Genomic DNA, 17533 nt, shown 5'->3' on the forward strand with positions numbered 1-17533 from the left:
AAGCTGTGGGCAACGGGGTATCTGGAGTGTCAGGTGATGCCATGAGCTGGTATTGGCGAGTAGTCTAGGGAAATCGCTGTCACTGCGGCGGTAATGTCATCGTCAGATAAAAAAGGGGCTTGCGCAAAGACCAAGCCTTGTTCGCCATTTAGCTTTGCTGCCATATGCCCCTTGCCGAGTAGCATTTCTGCCCCAGCCCGGTCAAGAGCAATCTTTGAAGTCAGCTCGCTAGCTACTTTTAGGATTAGCCGATTGCCCAAGTTCTCTCGAAGCTGCATAGGCATCACGTCTTTGTCAGGGCGCTGAGCAGCAAAAATCAAATGAATGCCAGCGGCTCGAGCTTTGACACCAAGACGCTGCACGGCGGCGCTCACGGCCTGCTTGTAGCCGTCATCCATCATCCAGTCTGCAAACTCATCATGAACAAGGAACAGCATCGGGAGGCGAGCTTCGGCTTCGGCTTTCGCGTTAAATGTGGTGAGGTCGCGAGCCCTTGCGCCCGCAAAGAGCCGATACCTGCTCTCCATCTCCTCCACCAGCGCTTCGAGAACCACCGTCGCGCGTTCACGCGTCGTGACGATGGGCTCCCTCATATGCGGCAAGTCTTCCAACGCGGAGTAGTCCACGCCCATCTTGGGATCGATGAGGATGATCTGCGCAAGCTGCTTGGGGTTGGTTGCAGCGATGTCCAACAGGATCGCCTGGATGAGCACCGATTTTCCGCTGCCTGTGGTCCCGGCGACGAGCGAATGAGGATCGTGGGAAGACAGGCCGCCAAATTCGCCGCCGAGATTCAAATACAGAAGCGAACCGTTGATCTCTTGGAGACCCAGGACGAACGACGTGTTGATGCCTGCCGCGTTTCGGTTGATCTCGCGCTTTGCCCACAAATCCCAAAGCGACACAGACTGGCGTTTTTCGCCTGCCATGGTCACCACGATCTCTCCTGGCTTGGGCTGGACGGTCACGAGGTTGATCGCGTGTGTAGTGAGCAACTGCATTCGCTTGGCTTCGATGTCTTCCACGCGAAGTTTGTCCGAACCAGCCAGACGCACCAAGCACCCATTGGGCGTGAGCCGGGTTCCCAGCACGGCCGCTTGGAGCCCATAGCCATTGAGAGCTGTTTTAAGCTTGCGCGTCATCTCGTCGGCCCATGCCCCGCGCTCGTCGACTTTGCCAGCCAACGCGGCTGACTTGGATGCGATGAGCTCCGCGAGCGCTTTGGAGCCACTACTGGCGACTTCGGCAACGACGGGAACATCTACGACTGCTGGGACCACTGGGGCGTGCACGAGTGCTGCATCGGCCGGCTCGGCAGGCTTGGCCGCGGGTTCTGGCGACTCCTCCGGCGAAGAGTCGGCGTCGTGGGCATCGACCTCCACTACTTCCGGCATTGGCTCCACTCCGACAGCGAGCAAGTCCATCATCGCAGTCCATGTGACTCGCGCGGCGGGCTCCTTGGCGTCCAAAGCCAGCCATGGCTCCATGGGTCCGAGCTTTGCGCGCACGGACGCCGGATCACCTTTGGCCGCGTAGCTCTCCACGAGGTTGCGAAGCTCTGGGCGGTCGAAGACCTCTTGCCAGGCTTCGACGCCAAGGTCGCTTTCAATGAGGGACTGCTCCGACGCCGAGCCGCCCGTCCCAGCTTCGGCCGAATGAACAAACACGTGCGAATAGCCTCGCAGCGAAATCTTGGCCTTGCCTTCGCGTAGCTCGGAGCGCGCGCGCTCCAGCAGGCCCGAACAGCCAGGCGGAACGTCGGCATCGATGAGCAAGTCGGCCAGGCGCGAAAGCCACACGTCGCGGTCGAGTCGCCCGGGGTCGCCAAAAATGGCGGCGCGGAATGTGGACAGTGTCGTCAGGAGCTGGGCGCGCGAAGACTTCTTAGCCTCTGCGGCGCCCACGGCGGCCACATACTTCGACTCAACCACCGCGATGTGCAGATAGGGCACGCCGTCTCGCTCTTCGACGCAAAGCGCGAGGATGTCCGCGATGCGGTTTTCTTTCTGCGCGAGCCACCCGGCATAGTCGTCGAGCAAAAAGAAGACTGTGAAGGCTTGCGGAGACGAGCTCGACAGCGCCTTGAACTCGCTGTGGATCAGGTAACGGCTCATGACAAGGCCAAGCATCTCGCCAGCAGACACGCCACGCTTGGCCGCCCTCAACACAATGTCACCGGACACCGACAAGGCGTCTTTCTTGATCCTCGCGGCCAGGTCGTCGAACTGCTCAGGCGGCATCGCCAAGCCAAGCTCGGTCAGGCGCCTGCGGGTCAGCACGCTAAGCAAGCGCAGCTCCGACGTAGAGCTCACGATCATGTTGCGACCATTGGTCGAGGCGCGACGATAGCGGACTATGGTGACGCCATTCGCCTGCAGCTGGCGCTTGTCGAGCAGCTCGTCATACGTGGCGACCCACTCTGCGAGCGCATGCGCGTCGCTCAGCGTCTCGCTGAGCGCCTGGCTCTGCACTGAGATGCGTCTAGCCGGCAAGAAGCGCTGTCCATCGACCACGTCGGTTTGGCGAGCGACCGAGCCGACCGCGGCCACGTAGGCCCATCCCGTGGCGGTCTGCCTAGGGCAAGTCAGGAACGTGGTCGATTTCAGCTCGTTCTCGCCTGAGACGCTGCGGTAAGACCAGCGGGACGGCGCGTGTTCGAGGCTTGGCCGTTCGTTCGCCCAATCCACCGGAATCCATTCAGCTGCGGCGGTGCGGGAGACCACGTCGTGAAGGAACGCGATGTCGAAAGGCTTGAAGGTGGCGTTCGCCGTCGAGGGCGTGGCCGACGAGGGAACCACAGCGATGCGCAGCTTCGAGATGAAGTTTTCCGAAGTCTCGCTCACCACCGGCAAGTCGGGGTCGTCTCCGGCTTTGGTGACTAGCTCGGCATACACGCGCCGAAGCTTGGATGGGTCTCGGTGGCGGACAGCCACCGCGCACTGAAAATCCGACTCGGACTGAATCGGCGAGAGCTCGCGCACCACAGCCAGGGGCAGCTCGGCCGCGTCGGCGTTGTAGAGGAGCACGCTCAGATTGGCCGCCTCATGCGGCTGGAGGCCGACATAGCGGGCCAGAAGCTCCTGCACCTGCTTGGCCGCATCTCCGGGATCAACGTCGGTAAGCATGTCCTCGTCGCCACGCACGGGACGCTCGAGCAGGCTGTATCCATTCACGGTGCTGCTCTCGGAGAGAAGCACGGGAGCGCCGCTGCGCTGGACCACGGCGATTTCCGGATAAAACGGATGGGCCAGCTCCTCGGCGAACTCGCGGAAGAAGATGCCTCGGTCGCCAAACAGGACGTTTTGTCCCGCCAGCATGTGGGTGACAAGGCCCGCCACGCGGCGGGTCTTGACCGCCAGAGCCTTCATGCGCTCCGGGTGCCAAGGCGGGATGATGACGCATGGCTGATCGCCCGCGACCCTCACGGTCCCGATGGTGAGAATCTCGGCCACCAGTCGCGAACGGCATACGTCTCCGCGGGCGTGGACGGCAAGAGCCCGAAGCAGCGCCGCGAACGAGTCGGCTTGTTTGAGCACGGCCTCGCCGTGAAGCCCCACGGAAATGAAGTCGTCCATGGCCTTGATGTAGTCCGTTTCGAACTCATCCCAGACCGCGCGCAGCGTGTCGCGCTGATCCGGCGTAAGGCGGCCTTCGTCTGCCAAGTCCTTGATGCGGGACTTGATGTCGGCCCGCAGGCTCTTCATCTTGGCGGGAGGGGGCACAAGCGAACCGGCGTCCCGGGAGAACGTCGCCTCCAAGGTATTGGTGTCGAGCAGCGAAACGCTTTGCACACCACCCTTTTTGCTCACGAGCCGGCGCGGAACCTCGGTGCTTCCCACCGCGCCCTTCTCGCGAAGCCTGCCCATGTCATCGACCAGAGACAGCCCAATGGACTCCGGCTTGAACATCCACAGAAGCTGCGTCTTCTCGATCACCTCCTCCTTGTCGCCCTGGCGCTCCAACAGGGTCACTTCGAATTTGATCTGCGTGGACGCCTTCGCGATGGACACGACTGGTTTGGTGTTTCCCTTGAAGATCGACTGCTCTTTGGCGAAATAGGCAGGGTATTGGAAAAGCGGATCGGGCAAGTCGGCAGTCCCCATTTTCAGGACTTTCCAATCGACCTTGGACCCCATCAGCTCCTTCAAGCCTCGGTGCATTGCGGAGAAATAGGACCCGACGTCATGATTGAACCGCTCGCGCCACTCCTTGCGGCCCTTATTAACAGTGATGCGCAGGAATCGCTCGCCCTTCGGAGAGGCCGAACCCACGATCAAATGGTGGGCCGCGCTGGTAAAGCCCTCGAAAAAGTCCACGCACTCAATGGGCTTGCCATAGATGACTTTTTCCCAGCGAGACAGAAGCTTCGGATCCTGTTCGAGGTAGCGGCGATGAAGATTGAAAAAAGATTCATCCTCTTCATTCCAATCCGACCTCTTTTCGCGCGCCTTCAGGTCTTCAAGGTGCTTGAGCCACTGCGCGTCCAACGCGTCGTGCTCAGCGCAGACATGTTGGAAAAAATGAATCGTCGATTCCGCCAAGCCCTTGAGCTTCTCGCGCGGCTTCTCAAAAATCAGGTGGACGCCGTCGGATTCCCACTCCAACTCGGCCACGGCCCACGCCGTGTCCTTGTCGCCGACTGGAGCGTTGATGAACGCCTCCAAGACGACGCGCGCAGCGTCGGGGATCGCGGCGATGTTCTCCTCGAACCGCTGGCGCATGTCCTCAGGGTCGATGGGCTGGCTGTTGGGGCGTTGCCGCGCAAGGAGCGGCGAGCGGTTCTGATAAAGCTTCTCGAAGGCCTTGCGCCACGGCCCGACTTGCTGCCCGTAGGTCTTGTCGTTGCCGAAAAACGCCGTGTCTCTGGGCAAATCCACGCAGGGAAGAGACCACCCAATGGCGAGGCGGATGGGCAGCCCCTTGGAAGGATGCGACGCCTCCGCGATCTTGGAGCAGAACTCGCCGAGCTGGATAAGGGACATGTCGGTCACCGACACAAGGCCTTTGAGCGCGGCCTGGAACACTTTGCGATCTTCGAACGTGGGAGCGATCGACGCCACATGGCACGTCGCCTCGACCCAGGCCTCCTCATAGGCTCGTAACTCTTTGGCGCCCAACGCGGTGACGTGCCCTAGCGTGTCGGCGAGCCCCTGCTCGTTGCCGTTGGCTGTGAGCAAAGCCTCTTTGTCGGTCCCAGCGTTGCGGACAGCGCCCGCATTCATCAGCGTTAGGGCGGCCTCGGGCAAGTTCTCGCCATCGACCAGCATGCGCGGGATTTTTATGTCGATGCGCTCCGCAAGCTTCCCGTTGCCCAGGACCTCGCGCACGACAGCAGCGATTTGGCTGGGAGCCAACTTGTCAAGGCGAAAGATCGCGGCCGACTCCGGCTGGTCGTTTTGCCCTTGCGTCGCGTTATCGAGGCGGTCATCGAGGATAGTGGCCGCGACGCGCCCGATGATTCTGTCGGCGAGCATCATTGAGCGACCTCGAAAGTAAATGGGTTCTCAACGAATGAGCAGGAGTCCGAAAGGCGCCTCACGAGGCCAAGGCCGACTAGTCGCGCCTCGAGGTTCGCGCGGTTGTCGCTCAATGCCTCTTGGTCCACCAGCTTCTCTTTGACCAAGCGCGCGCCTTCCGCGTCGCCGATAACCATCCCGTAGCGATTTCGAATCTCGCTGAGGAATTCGTCGAACTGCATACGGTCGTCCACCATGGAGATGACCAGCGTTTTGAGCAGCCTGTCGTTGGGCGCGTAGCGGGTGCGCCGAGAAAGGCGACGGGAGCTGAGCCCCACCGCCCTAGACCACGCCGCATGGATCTTTCCGAAATGCTGCTCGTGGCGAGACTCAGCCATCTCGACCAAGATCCGGATCATCACTTCGCCCGTGGTGTCGCCCGTGACCTGCGCGTCCGACCCATTTTCGGGAGGCCACTGAAACCACGACCGCATGAGCGCGGCGCTCTGCGCATTCGGCTCTTCAGACGCGCCGGCTTGAGTCCACTCGTCGGTGAGCCGCACGCTCTCGATGGACGCTCTGATGGCCCGCAAAGACAAGCCCTGGTTGAATTGATACGACTCGCCCGAGAGCGCCCTCACCTTCGTGCGCTCTCGCGACACGATTTCGCAAATCAGCTCGACTGGTTCCACGTCGCCGGACTGCGCTTTGCCGCATTCCAGGAAATAGAGCAGCAGGTTGAGGCCCGCGCTCGCCATCAGATGTTCCAACGCATCGTAGACCGGCATGTCGCGCGAGAGGATCGCCAGCCAGTCTTCGCACAGCCTGTCGAATCTCGGATGCGAGGCGTGGGGCAGGTAGCCCACGGACCGGTCCGATCCGGCCGTCTGAGTCTCGCCTTGAAGCGCCCGGACCAACCTATTCATCGGAGCCTTGCTGTCGAACAGCCTATTAATCAATTGATCCCCAAGCGCGGCGCCATTTTTCGCCCGGCTCAGCATGAGATAGAGCAGCTCGCCCGTGCGGGCGAAGAACCGTCTGTCGTTGGACGCCCCACCGTCGGCGTCGATGCGCAAGTCCTCGTAGAGAGCGTCTGGACCGAAGGGAAAGACGAACTTGGAGCTCCACCGCTTGTTGCTGCGCGCCTCGAACGAAGAGGACCTGAGCAGCTCGACCGCTTTGGCGAAATCGTCGAACGTATTGAACACCTTGCGCAGGTAGCTCATGTCGCCGTTTTCCAACTTCGCGCAATCATCATTGAAACGGTCCGTCCACTGGTTCCACTTGTCTTCGTCGGACACCTCTTTGGAGCGGATCGTCTCGATGTAAGGATTGTTGAACAGCAAAGAACGCAGCCTGATTTGTCGCTGGGGGCGATACGTCACATCACCCGTCGCAGGCGGACGCAGGGGATTGGCCCGGTTGGAGGCAAGCACGCCCAGGAATTCCAGAACGGCCAAATGCGGGAGCTGCTCGTCGTAAAGACGGTGGCCCCAGATGTGCTCATCGACCGCGAATTTCTCGACCTCTTTGATCGGCGGCCTCATGACGCGGCCCTCACCGACACACGGCGCGACAACCCCAAGCCGCTTTGCTCCACGTCGATGAAGTTGAGCGCGAGCGAACCGTCGTCAGAGCCGGGCTCGTCCTCTTCAAGCAGCATGCGCTCGCGCAGCAGCTCCTCTTTGCGTAGAAGCTTAGCTTTGAATGCGAGCATGTCCTCCAAGCATTCGTTCGAAAAACTGCCCGGCAGAGCTCCTTCGGCGACCCGGCACAGGAACTCGAAGCGCACGGGCGTCAGAGCAAACGACGCGGGGTGGACTTCGCCTTGGGCAAGCGCGACATCGATGGTCGGCCTGGCCGTCAGCGGGTCGAGGCGGATGCGCATGCCTTTGCCGCCTTGCCTCTTGGCCGGAGCCTCGGTGTCACAGAGCACGCTCACTCGAGATTGGGAAAAGCCGCCGGAGCTGGCCACGAACAATTTGTCGTCGTTTTCAATTAGCAGTCCAGTCATCACTCGGTTGAGTCCTTTGACCAGCCGCGCCCTAACGCCATCGGACACCGCTCCGCCACCGGCGAGAAAGTCCACCATCGAGAGATAGTCTCCCGCGAACCTGAAGGCGGTCATGGGCCAGTGGCCGTATCCAGGCTCGCCATCGGGCACGGTGAAGAAGAACCGGCGCCTCTGCGTCTGGAGGCGCGCGAGGAACTCGGACGCACCGGACTCCAAACGCGCTGACTCCTCGCCCTCCAAATAGCTGTCGAGAGCCGCCAGGTAGCCTGGCGTTGCGCCGTAGACGGGATCGGACCTCATAAGCCTGTCGAACGTCGCTGTGAGCTGGGGATCATCCGCGCCATAGACCATCAGGCCGTCGGCCGCGTTTGTGGTCTCGGAGCCGATCCCAAACGCGGCAAGCGCCCGAAATACCGGCCGGCTCATAGCCCTTCGCAACGGCAAGTTCGCGCCGAACGCGTTGTCGTAGAGGCTCGCATGCTCGATCAGGTTCGCTTTTTGGATTTTGGGCACATCGGAACAGGTCATCAACCCTTCCTTGGCATCAGGGTGGCCCAAAACCATGTTCGCAGCCAAAGCGAGCATGTCCCGCACCGGCAAATGCCATCCATTGACGCGGGCGACCTCGACAACGTCGCCAAGCCGCTTTGAAAAGCGGCCTTTATCGTTAGCGCCCAGCAAGCGATTGCGATTTTCATAGATTGGGCAGACAGCGCCGCCCTCCTGCTGCGAGCATCCGCCGCAGTTGCCCCAATCGGGATGGTTCGCCACGGCGGACAGCACTTCGCCCAGGGTTTCCCGATGCGTTGCGCGGGTCAGGTCAAAGATAGCCAGGCGGGCCGGTGCCTCGCTAGCTTGAAGAAATGCGTCTTGAATCGGCTTGCGAAGCGGATGGGTCCTGCCCTGCCGGATGCCTAGATCGCGCAGCCGTTCCAGGATTTGCCCATGATTGGCGGCGACGACTAAGAATTTTGCGTCTTGCGAGCCCAGAACGGATTCCTCCAACAGCGCCAGGGCGGCGTCGCTTTGCTCCGGTGTCAACTCGCTCAAATCCTTGATGAAGGTGGCGACGCGGCCGTCAGCGAGAGTCACCTCTTTGACTGCGGCAGGACTGGCCCAATCATGGGGCGAGCCGCCGAGCTCTGTCCACAGGCTGCGGCAATGGTAAGTCTTACCATCCCCGGCGGTGCCGGCGATGAGGATGGAGCCACGGTCGTCAGAGGCGAGGCGCCTCTTGATCTTTTCAAGTTCCGGGCTAGAAAGCGTGATGGGCGCGACCTTGGCTTTGCCCAGCGCGCCGGTGACGTATTCGTCGAACAAAGTCGTGTTGTTCGGAGTGGGGCCATACGAGCGCAGGAATTTGATCCATGCGTTGGACGGCCCAGGGCTCGAAGCTTGGACTTCGCCCGGTGTTTTGATCATTAGCTTGCTCTCCATTCCAAGCTGGCGCAAAGTGCAGCTTAGCCTTCCTCTTGAGCCTCTCGGCCCTTTCATTCTGCGTTTACCACCATTATTGCTCGCAATGCCCCACGGATACGCAGATGAGTAGGAATGAGCCATGACCGAGATGACTCACCTGTCTCTAGTATTCTCCAGAGCTTCACCAATTCTGTAATGCTGTGCCTAGGTATTCACATGCCCTGGCTCTCAACAGTTGCGCAGTTAGGGACTAACCCGTATACCCCATGCCCAAATTCACTGGACTGCGATTTTTCCCCGACAGCACTAAAGTAATATTTCTCGACTTGGAATATTACGTCCCACCAAGCGACAGGGCGAGGAAGACACCGACAGGCATGCTGTTCTCACCGTTCCGGCCGGGACACCTGGTACTGGGCGGTACGTTCATGACCTATTTCCCCATGCATGATCGCTTCATACCGCCAGTCTCGATCTGGTCATGGAAAGAAGGCTCGGAAAAGGCTGCGCTTGCCAAAATCTTCGCCTTGCTTCAGAAAGAATGGCACGTTGTGGAATCTAAAGAGGGTCTCGGCTCCTTGATGCTGTCCGGAATTGGAATCTCGCACAGCGACGTACCGACCTTGATTTCCAAGCTGGTGATAAATCAGGTGGCCGACCCGGTTCGCATCACGGACGTGATGTGTGGCTTCCGGCAAATCGACCTGACGACGGCGACCTACTGCCAGTTCGCCTTCAACAACAGCTACTTCGCTTATCCCAAGACCAAATCGCAGCTTTATCAAAAATACCTTGATGGGAAAAGCCTGGAATCTGGCAAGTCGGTTTGGGAGCTTTACGAAGCCAAGAATTTCAGAGCTATAGAGGACCGATGCATAGAAGAAGTGACTGATGCACTAGCCATCTATCGGGCAATGTTTACGCTGAAGAAGAAGACAGACTCTGCACTGGATAAGCTCAAAGGGTTTCAAAAAAATCACCCTGAACTTTTTGGCACTCCCCGCGCGCTACCAGAAGCCGCGAAGCACAGTAACGGCGTGGACGATACAGCGTCCCGGTCCTGAGCCTCTGGACGAGCGCCGGATGTTATGGAACTATCCAAGCCCGCTCACCTCGCCGGATATCACTAATTGCGGCGCAGGGCCTGGGCGACCCGTCTGAGAAAAAACAATGGTGTGAGCATCGGTGGGTACACCTTCCGTTGAATAACGGCGTAAATAGATCTAGATCTGCCCCAACCGGATAGCTTGATGGTAGAAAGGTTGGTAGAAGAAATGAAAAAGCGCCCCGGAGGGCGCATGTTCATTAGCTTACTGGCGGAGAGGGTGGGAGCCGAATCCGGCCAAGCTTCTCCCGCGAGAGCCAACCGTCAAGCGCGTTCGAGGTACGCCCAACCAAGTTTGCTTACATGGGCGCTTACATGTGAGGCCCCGAATTTCAGACGGAGAGTCTAAATTGTGGATTTTCTATTGGTGCGGCTGGCGGGGATCGAACCCACGACCCTTGGCTTCGGAGGCCAATACTCTATCCACTGAGCTACAGCCGCAACGCTGAAAACATGGCCCCTGCCGGCGTTTTGCAACGGGTGGGTGACCGGCAAGTGCAAACGCCGGGCGAACTGCACTTGAGGAAGAGCACGATTCTATCAGTCGGATAGGGCGCGTCCGGGATTTACAGGGGTGACGGCTATAATCAAAGGTTGTCGAATATGAGTTGCTTTAGTTACCGATATTTAGTTTTTTGAGGAAGCCATGAGCGCAAACGATCCAACGACGGCCCACGAAGAAGACCACTCAGGCCCCATCAAAACCCCCAAGCAGCTCCTGCTTGCCGTCTTTTTCTCCTTTGTCGTCCCGATTTTTGCCATCATCGCGCTGGTGTATTACGTGACATCGGACAACAAGCCTGCCGCCGGCACCGGAGATCCTGAGAAAGCCGTGGCCCAGCGCATCCAGAAAATCGGCATGGTTGAAATCCGCGATGCCAACCGTCCGCTGAAAGCCGGCAGCGAAGTGTATGCAGCGCAATGCGCTGCCTGCCACGCCACCGGGGCAGCCGGCTCACCCAAGTTTGGCGACACAGCCGCCTGGACGCCACGGATCAAGACCGGCTTCGAAGCGCTTTGGAATTCCGCCCTCAAAGGCAAGAACGCCATGGGTCCCCAAGGCGGCGGCGACTTTGACGATGTCGAAATCGGCAGGGCCGTGGTGCACATGGCCAATGCGGCTGGTGCGAAGTTTGCCGAGCCGCAAAAAGCCGCAGCCCCCGCAGAGGCAGGCGCTGCAGCAGCGCCTGCCGCGCCCGCGGCACCTGTAGCGGCTCCCGCGGTGGCGGCTGCGCCCGCAGCGCCCGTGGTGGTGGCTGCCGCCGCACCTGCCGCAGCGTCCAAGGCCGGCGCCGGCGAAGCGCTGTACAAGCAGGCCTGCATTGCCTGCCATGCTTCAGGCGTTGCCGGTGCTCCCAAGTTCGGCGACAAGGCCGCCTGGGCGCCGCGTATCCAGACCGGTCTGGACATGCTGACGGCCAGCGTGATCAAGGGCAAAAATGCCATGCCGCCCAAAGGAGGTTCTTCTGCCTCCGACGCAGATATCCGGGCGGCCGTTGAGTACATGGTCAGCGCAGCCAAATAAGCGACATCAGCCTCTCCCGAAAAAGCCGGTCTTTGGCCGGCTTTTTTATGGACAAAACAGGCTCAAGCCCTTGATCTACAAGCGCAGGCAGCTACCAAAACAATAGCATCAAACGATCTGATGGTGATGCGCGGCCGGGCTGCGCACATAACCGAAACGGGACGGCAAGTCGCGGATGACCGCCTCCACAGGCACCCACAGGCCCTGCTCGATCGCCTCCGACGCCTGCATCATGTCCTGGGTATGCACCAGGCCAAAACCCAGGTCGGTTTCCAGATAGAGCCTGCCGTGTTCATCGAGAAAGCAGCGCTGCACGCGCGCGGGCCGGCCGGTGTGTGCCGTCACTGGAAAGTCCGGTGCACTGCCGATACGCCAGACCAGCGGCGTCGCCTCGAGTTCGACATAAACGCGTTGCGGACCGTTCTGGAAAAACCACTGGCCGGCAGCGTCACCTTCGTAGTTGCGGGCGATGAAGTCGATCAGCTTGTCGTGTTTGAGCAGCGAACCCTTGCCCGCCGCCGCTCCGCCGGCAAAAGGGCCTGCCGCCTGGGCCTGGTCATCGCGCATGTACCAGTTGCCGCGCGCGTCCAGGCCCAGCCAGCCGTAGCAATGCGGAACGTTGGGCCACTTGGCAATGGCCTGGCGAACAATGTCATCCATGCGGCCTATTTTGCCCCGCTTGCCGTTGCGCCGAGCTGCGCCGCGAAAAAACCGCACACCGCCTCGGGCATGGCGCGCACATGGCCCGGAAACGGCGCGGACGGGAAACCGACGTGGCCGCCCTCGCGCGGCTGCCACAGGGTCACCGCCGCGCTCACGTCGCCGGCCTGCGGCAGGCTGGCCGCCGGGATGAAGGGATCGTTGAGGGCATTGAGCGCCAGCGCCGCAACCGCGATGCGCCGCATGTGCGGTTTGGCCGAGGCGCGCGCCCAGTAGTCTTCGGTGTTCCTGAACCCGTGCAGCGGTGCCGTGACGATATTGTCGAAGGCATACAGGTCACGCGCCGCCAGCAGGGCTTCGGCACTGAAAAGGCCCGGGTGCTGCTCCAGCTTCTTCAGCGCCTTGGGCACCATGGAGTTCAGGAACATGCGGGTGTAGACCAGGCGGTTGAAACCCCGGCCGATCGCATGGCCGCTGGCCGCCAGGTCCAGTGGGGAGCAGACCGAGGCGACGGCGTCCACCACAGTGCCCGCCGAAGTTTCCATTTCGGCCGCCCAGCGCATCAGGGCATTGCCACCCAGCGAAATACCGACGGCAAACAGCGGACCGGCGTGGCCGGCCCGAAAGCGCCGCAGGATCCAGTCAATCTCCTCGAAGTCACCCGAGTGGTAGGCGCGCGGCGCGCGATTGAGCTCGCCCGAGCAGCCGCGAAAATGCGGCACGGCGCAGGCCCAGCCGCGCACGCGGGCGACATCGGCAAACGCCTCCGCATAGTGACTGGCAGAAGACCCTTCCAGGCCGTGAAAGATCACCAGCAGGGGTTCCTGCCCTGCCCCGGCGCCCGCGCTGGCATGGCGTGCGAAGTCCACATCGACAAAATCGTCATCCGGCGTGGTCCAGCGCTCCCGGCGAAAGCTCGGTGCCTCGGCCAGATAGCGCTGCGAACGCAACGCGGCATAAATGGTCTGCAGGTTGCCGCCGGGCAGCCACCACGGTGCGTCGTAAAACATCGTTCCCCGCCCTCAGTGCAACACTTGCGGGCTGTCCGAGACTTCCTGCATCTCGCGGGGCGTGCCGGGGCTGGCATGGTGTGCCACCAGACGCCAGCCCTGGGCCGTCTTGTGGTAAACGTTGGTCGCGATCACGTAGGCATGGCGCGGCCCTTCCTCGGTCATGACCTCGATGCGTTCAAGCACGCTGTGCACGCTGGCGCCCATGGCTTCGATCTTGCGGACTTTTTCGGGATGCGCCCGAATGCTGCCGTTGGCAAACATGGCGTCAAAGGCAGCGCGTATCGCACCCGCGCCCACGTGACGGGGCCCGCCGGGGTGGACACAGACAATGTCGTCTTCGTCAGCCCAGCAGGCCATCAGCCGGTCGATGTCACCGCCTTGCAGCGCCTCGTAAAAGGCCGTTTCGATGTCATCGGCGTTGCCGGTGCTGGCGGGGGAGACTTTGGGTTTTCGCATGGATGGCTATCAGGGTGTGCGTGTTCAGTGCGCCAGGGCGTCTTGCCCTGTATTAAGCCACGCCTGCACGACATCCTGCATGTGGGGCGCCTGCACGGCCTGCCACAACAGTTCAGGCGTCACCACGTGGATGCCCGCGGGCAACACGCGCAGGACCAGATCCAGAAATTCGGCCAGCCTGACGGGCCGCACAGGCTGCGCTGCGGCCGGGATCATGTACCTGAAGGTGGACAGCATCCAGACGGCGAGCTTTTCCGGCAGACTGCCGCCCCGCGGCGCCTGCTGCTTCTGTGCAGAACGCACGAGCAGCACCCGCTCGAACCCCAGCGCAGCCACCTGCTGCTCGTCGAGGCTGGCTAGGCCGTGGCGCAGCGCCTGCGGCAACCGGCCCGGCGCGTGGGGGAGCACCAGCACCAGGGTCTGGACGCCACACCGCCTGAACCACTGCGCCAGCGCCGGCAGCTGCGCCGGTTGCGGCGTCCAGAGCGCGCGCTCGCGGTCGTGGTACAGCCGTGGCGGCTCGAACATCACCACCCCGGTCTGCACCGGCAGCGGTCGCACCGGCCAGGCAGCGATGTCATCACCGCGCACCGCCGCGATCGTGACCTGCGCCAGCCCGGTACTCATCGGCTCGTGCGCCAGCACGTACGTGTGCGCAAAGCCGCCGCTACCGGCCAGCCGGCGCAGGACCTCGCTGCCCAGCGCACCCGTCGCGCCGGCCACGATCAGGCCGGGCCGGGCCAAGGCCGCAGCGGAAGCCGGCCGCAAAGAGGCCTGCAACACCTGTTGCGGATCAAGGGCCTGGAGGGAGTAGACGAGAGGGCGTGGCGACATTCGACTATGGTAGTGTTGCAGCTTGCACATTTGGAGGCTTGCCATGAAATCACACTTTTTCAGCCGGGGCCTTGCCGGCCTCTTCACCGTTGTGGCCCTGCTTCTGTCAGGCTGTGGCTACAACGATTTCCAGCGACTTGACGAGCAGACCAAGTCGGCCTGGTCGGAAGTTCTCAACCAGTACCAGCGCCGCGCCGACCTGGTGCCCAACATCGTTGCCACCGTCAAGGGTGAGGCCAATTTCGAGCAGGAAACCCTGACCAAGGTCGTGGAAGCCCGGGCCAAGGCAACCTCCATGCAGGTGACGCCGGAAACCCTGAACAACCCTGAGGCCTTTGCAAAATTCCAGGCGGCCCAGGGCGAGCTCAGTTCTGCCCTGTCACGCCTGCTGGTGGTGACGGAAAACTACCCCAACCTCAAGGCCAACCAGGGATTCCAGGACCTGCGCGTTCAACTGGAAGGGACCGAAAACCGCATCACCGTGGCGCGCAACCGCTACATCCAGGCGGTGCAGGCCTACAACGTGCTGGCACGCAGCTTTCCGAACAACCTGACGGCCATGGTGTTCGGCTACACCGTCAAACCCAGCTTCAGCGTGCAGAACGAGGCACAGATCTCGACGCCGCCGACCGTGGACTTCAACAAGAAATAAGCGAGCAGCGTCTTGCCTTCCTTGCACCGCCCTCTGCTTTGCTTGCCCGGCCGAGCCGCGGTCGTGGCATCAGCGCGCACCGCGCTGGGCCTGCTGCTGTCCACGGTCCTGCTGTTCATTGCCCCGGCAACGTGGGCTCAGGATGTGTTGCCTGTGCCCGCCTTGACGGCGCGCGTGATCGACAGCACCGGAACACTCGATGTCGCGCAGCGCCAGGCGCTGGAGGCCAAACTCGCGGCTTTTGAGCAGGCACGCGGCGCGCAGGTGGTGGTACTGATGGTGCCGACCACCGCGCCGGAAGACATCGCCGCCTACGCGCAGCGGGTCGGCGACAGCTGGAAGATCGGACGCAAGGACGTCGGTGACGGGCTGTTGCTGGTGGTGGCAAAAAACGACCGCAAGGTGCGCATCGAAACCACCAAGACGCTGGAGGGCGCCATCCCCGACCTGGCGGCGCGCCAGATCATCGACCGCGCCATCACGCCGCGTTTCCGTCAGGGCGACTTCGCCGGCGGGCTGGACGCGGCCGCCGACCAGATCATCGCCCTGATTAGCGGGGAGAACCTGCCTGTGCCCGAGGCCCAGGCCGGCAGCGCTGGCGGCAAAGGTTTCAACTGGACCGACATGGCGGTGTTCCTGTTTTTTGCGGTTCCGATAGGGGCCCGGCTGATGTCGGGCGTCTTCGGACGCAAGCTGGGCGCCATGGTGACCGGCGGTGCGGTCGGCGGCCTGGCCTGGTTTTTCACCAGCAGCCTGCTGATTGGCGGGGTCGCCACACTGATCGGCGCGGTGTTCGCGCTGATCGCCAGCGTGGGCTCTCTGGGCTCCGTCGGGCGGGCGGGACGCTCCTCCGGCTGGGGCGGAGGCGGCTTTGGCGGCGGCAGCAGCGGTGGTTGGGGTGGCGGCGGTGGCGGCGGCTTCAGCAGCGGCGGCGGCGGTAATTTCGGCGGCGGCGGCGCATCGGGGAGCTGGTGAACATCATGATCAGCAAGCTCAAGGTCCTGTTCCGGCACCTGTGGCTGGACGCCTCCGACACGGCACGCGCGATTCCGCCGGATCTGCAGGAGCGGCTCGCGCAGCGCGTGACCGCCAGCGAAAAGCGCCATAGCGGCGAGATCCGCATCTGTGTCGAGTCTTCACTGCCCGCCAGCTACCTGTGGCGGTTGGGCGGCAACACCCCCATCGGCGCCCTCATACGCGAACGCGCGTTGATGATGTTTGGCAAGTTGCGGGTCTGGGATACCGAGCACAACAACGGCATCCTGGTTTACCTGCTGCTGGCAGAGCATGCCATTGAAATTGTCGCCGACCGCAGTGTGGCCCGGCATGTCAGTCCGGACCAGTGGCAGGCGATGGTGGCACGCATGGCCAACGCCTTCCGCGAGCGCCGCTACGAAGACGGATTGACGCAGGCTCTGGAAGAATGTTCGGCCTTGCTGATGCAGCACTTTGCCGTGCCGACAGGCCCTGGCGGTGCCGAGCCGGGTCCCAACGAACTGCCCGACACCCCCCTGCTTCGTTAAGCTGGTGGGCTCAGGGCACCATGAGCACACCCAGGGCGGCGACCACAGCCACCAGCACGAGAAGCCGCTTCAGCCACACGTGGAGCAGACGCCTCACGTTGCGCCCGGGCTCCAACTTCTCCGCCCACGTCAAACTGTCCAGAATGCTGTCCATTGGTGTCGCCTTGTCTTCCGGTTGAGCTCCTCGAGACGATAGCGCCCGCCGGCGCACTTCGCCGGCCCTTCTGGTGTCCAGCTGTTACAGCAACTCCTGATTTGATAGCTGGCTACGCCTGCCCCATCTGGGGAAAGCGTCAATCCGGCAAGAAAACAAGTGCCTCAAGTGCAGCGCATCCACAACAGCCAGTCGCGCCCGGCGCCGGACCTCGGCCCGGGCAGGAAACGGGGCACACCCATGAAAAAAGCCCCGGCCTGGCGGACGGGGCTTTTGATGGGGGGCGATTCCGCTTATTTTTTCTGGCGGTACCTGCGCAAGGCTGCAATCTGCGCGGCCATCACGACCAGTTCGGACTGGGCCATCGCGATGTCAATATCGGTTTTGGCGTTTTTCAGTGCTTCCTCTGCGGAAGCCTTGGCGGCGGAGGCCTTGGCTTCGTCGAGGTCCTTGCCGCGGATGGCGGTGTCGGACAGCACCGTGACACAGTGAGGCTGCACTTCGAGCAGGCCGCCAGCCACGAAAACAAACTCTTCCGAGCCATCGGCCTTTTCAATACGCACAGCACCGGGCTTGATCCGGGTGATCAGCGGCGTGTGGCGGGGGTAGATACCCAGCTCGCCCGCCTCGCCAGGCAAGGCCACGAATTTGGCCTCGCCCGAGAAGATGGACTCTTCCGCGCTGACAACATCGACATGGATGGTGTGTGAGGTGTCCATGAC

14 protein-coding genes and 1 tRNA gene are annotated in these 17533 nt (G+C 62.0%); 5 read left to right on the top strand and 10 right to left on the bottom strand.

Annotation, left to right across the window (positions count from 1 at the left end; translation table 11 throughout):
• Positions 1 to 29: 29 nt before the first annotated feature.
• Genes PSV26_RS21405 through PSV26_RS21415 form a run of 3 tightly spaced genes read right to left on the bottom strand, consistent with a single transcriptional unit; the run spans position 30 to position 8892 of the window.
• Positions 30 to 5477: an FtsK/SpoIIIE domain-containing protein gene (locus PSV26_RS21405; protein WP_366946022.1), complete on the bottom strand. Its 5448-nt coding sequence runs from the start codon at positions 5475 to 5477 to the stop codon at positions 30 to 32.
• On the bottom strand, positions 5474 to 7003 hold the full coding sequence (locus PSV26_RS21410; RefSeq protein ID WP_300573967.1) for a hypothetical protein: 1530 nt from the start codon (positions 7001 to 7003) through the stop codon (positions 5474 to 5476). The genes PSV26_RS21405 and PSV26_RS21410 overlap by 4 nt, the downstream gene beginning before the upstream one ends.
• On the bottom strand, positions 7000 to 8892 hold the full coding sequence (locus tag PSV26_RS21415; protein ID WP_300573970.1) for a hypothetical protein: 1893 nt from the start codon (positions 8890 to 8892) through the stop codon (positions 7000 to 7002). The genes PSV26_RS21410 and PSV26_RS21415 overlap by 4 nt, the downstream gene beginning before the upstream one ends.
• 263 nt (positions 8893 to 9155) lie before the next feature.
• Between PSV26_RS21415 and PSV26_RS21420 the strand changes: the two genes are divergently transcribed.
• Positions 9156 to 9953, top strand: a complete 798-nt coding sequence (locus PSV26_RS21420) for a hypothetical protein (protein WP_300573973.1) — start codon at positions 9156 to 9158, stop codon at positions 9951 to 9953.
• A gap of 406 nt (positions 9954 to 10359) precedes the next feature.
• Here PSV26_RS21420 and PSV26_RS21425 read toward each other — a convergent pair.
• Positions 10360 to 10435 (bottom strand) — tRNA-Arg (locus PSV26_RS21425).
• Between the two features lie 205 nt (positions 10436 to 10640).
• On the opposite strand from PSV26_RS21425, the gene PSV26_RS21430 reads away from it, so the two are divergent.
• Complete coding sequence (locus tag PSV26_RS21430) at positions 10641 to 11519, top strand: c-type cytochrome (RefSeq protein ID WP_300573976.1); 879 nt, start codon at positions 10641 to 10643, stop codon at positions 11517 to 11519.
• A 108-nt stretch (positions 11520 to 11627) separates the two neighbouring features.
• Here PSV26_RS21430 and PSV26_RS21435 read toward each other — a convergent pair whose 3' ends face one another.
• From PSV26_RS21435 to PSV26_RS21450, 4 genes are read right to left on the bottom strand one after another with little or no spacing between them, the layout of a single operon-like run.
• Positions 11628 to 12179, bottom strand: coding sequence for a DUF2946 family protein (locus PSV26_RS21435; protein WP_300573978.1), 552 nt, complete (start codon positions 12177 to 12179; stop codon positions 11628 to 11630).
• A 5-nt stretch (positions 12180 to 12184) separates the two neighbouring features.
• Complete coding sequence (locus PSV26_RS21440; RefSeq protein ID WP_300573980.1) at positions 12185 to 13189, bottom strand: alpha/beta fold hydrolase; 1005 nt, start codon at positions 13187 to 13189, stop codon at positions 12185 to 12187.
• 12 nt (positions 13190 to 13201) lie between these two features.
• Entirely contained in the window at positions 13202 to 13648 is a 447-nt protein-coding gene (locus PSV26_RS21445; RefSeq protein ID WP_300516998.1) for a nuclear transport factor 2 family protein, read from the bottom strand.
• Between the two features lie 24 nt (positions 13649 to 13672).
• Entirely contained in the window at positions 13673 to 14482 is an 810-nt protein-coding gene (locus PSV26_RS21450; protein WP_300573983.1) for a hypothetical protein, read from the bottom strand.
• A 43-nt stretch (positions 14483 to 14525) separates the two neighbouring features.
• Between PSV26_RS21450 and PSV26_RS21455 the strand changes: the two genes are divergently transcribed.
• From PSV26_RS21455 to PSV26_RS21465, 3 genes are all read left to right on the top strand, one after another.
• A complete protein-coding gene (locus PSV26_RS21455; protein ID WP_300516993.1) occupies positions 14526 to 15134 on the top strand; it encodes a LemA family protein in 609 nt (202 codons plus the stop codon).
• Between the two features lie 63 nt (positions 15135 to 15197).
• Complete coding sequence (locus PSV26_RS21460; RefSeq protein ID WP_300573985.1) at positions 15198 to 16109, top strand: TPM domain-containing protein; 912 nt, start codon at positions 15198 to 15200, stop codon at positions 16107 to 16109.
• A gap of 5 nt (positions 16110 to 16114) precedes the next feature.
• On the top strand, positions 16115 to 16657 hold the full coding sequence (locus tag PSV26_RS21465) for a TPM domain-containing protein (RefSeq protein ID WP_300574317.1): 543 nt from the start codon (positions 16115 to 16117) through the stop codon (positions 16655 to 16657).
• A gap of 10 nt (positions 16658 to 16667) precedes the next feature.
• Here PSV26_RS21465 and PSV26_RS21470 read toward each other — a convergent pair whose 3' ends face one another.
• Both PSV26_RS21470 and PSV26_RS21475 read right to left on the bottom strand, forming a co-directional pair.
• Complete coding sequence (locus PSV26_RS21470) at positions 16668 to 16811, bottom strand: hypothetical protein (RefSeq protein WP_300573988.1); 144 nt, start codon at positions 16809 to 16811, stop codon at positions 16668 to 16670.
• A gap of 293 nt (positions 16812 to 17104) precedes the next feature.
• The gene (locus PSV26_RS21475) at positions 17105 to 17530 is read right to left on the bottom strand and encodes a F0F1 ATP synthase subunit epsilon (protein ID WP_300516986.1); all 426 of its coding nucleotides are present in this window, start codon (positions 17528 to 17530) and stop codon (positions 17105 to 17107) included.
• Positions 17531 to 17533 lie beyond the last annotated feature (3 nt).

This window comes from Polaromonas sp. (genome assembly GCF_029945685.1).
GTDB lineage: Bacteria > Pseudomonadota > Gammaproteobacteria > Burkholderiales > Burkholderiaceae_C > Polaromonas.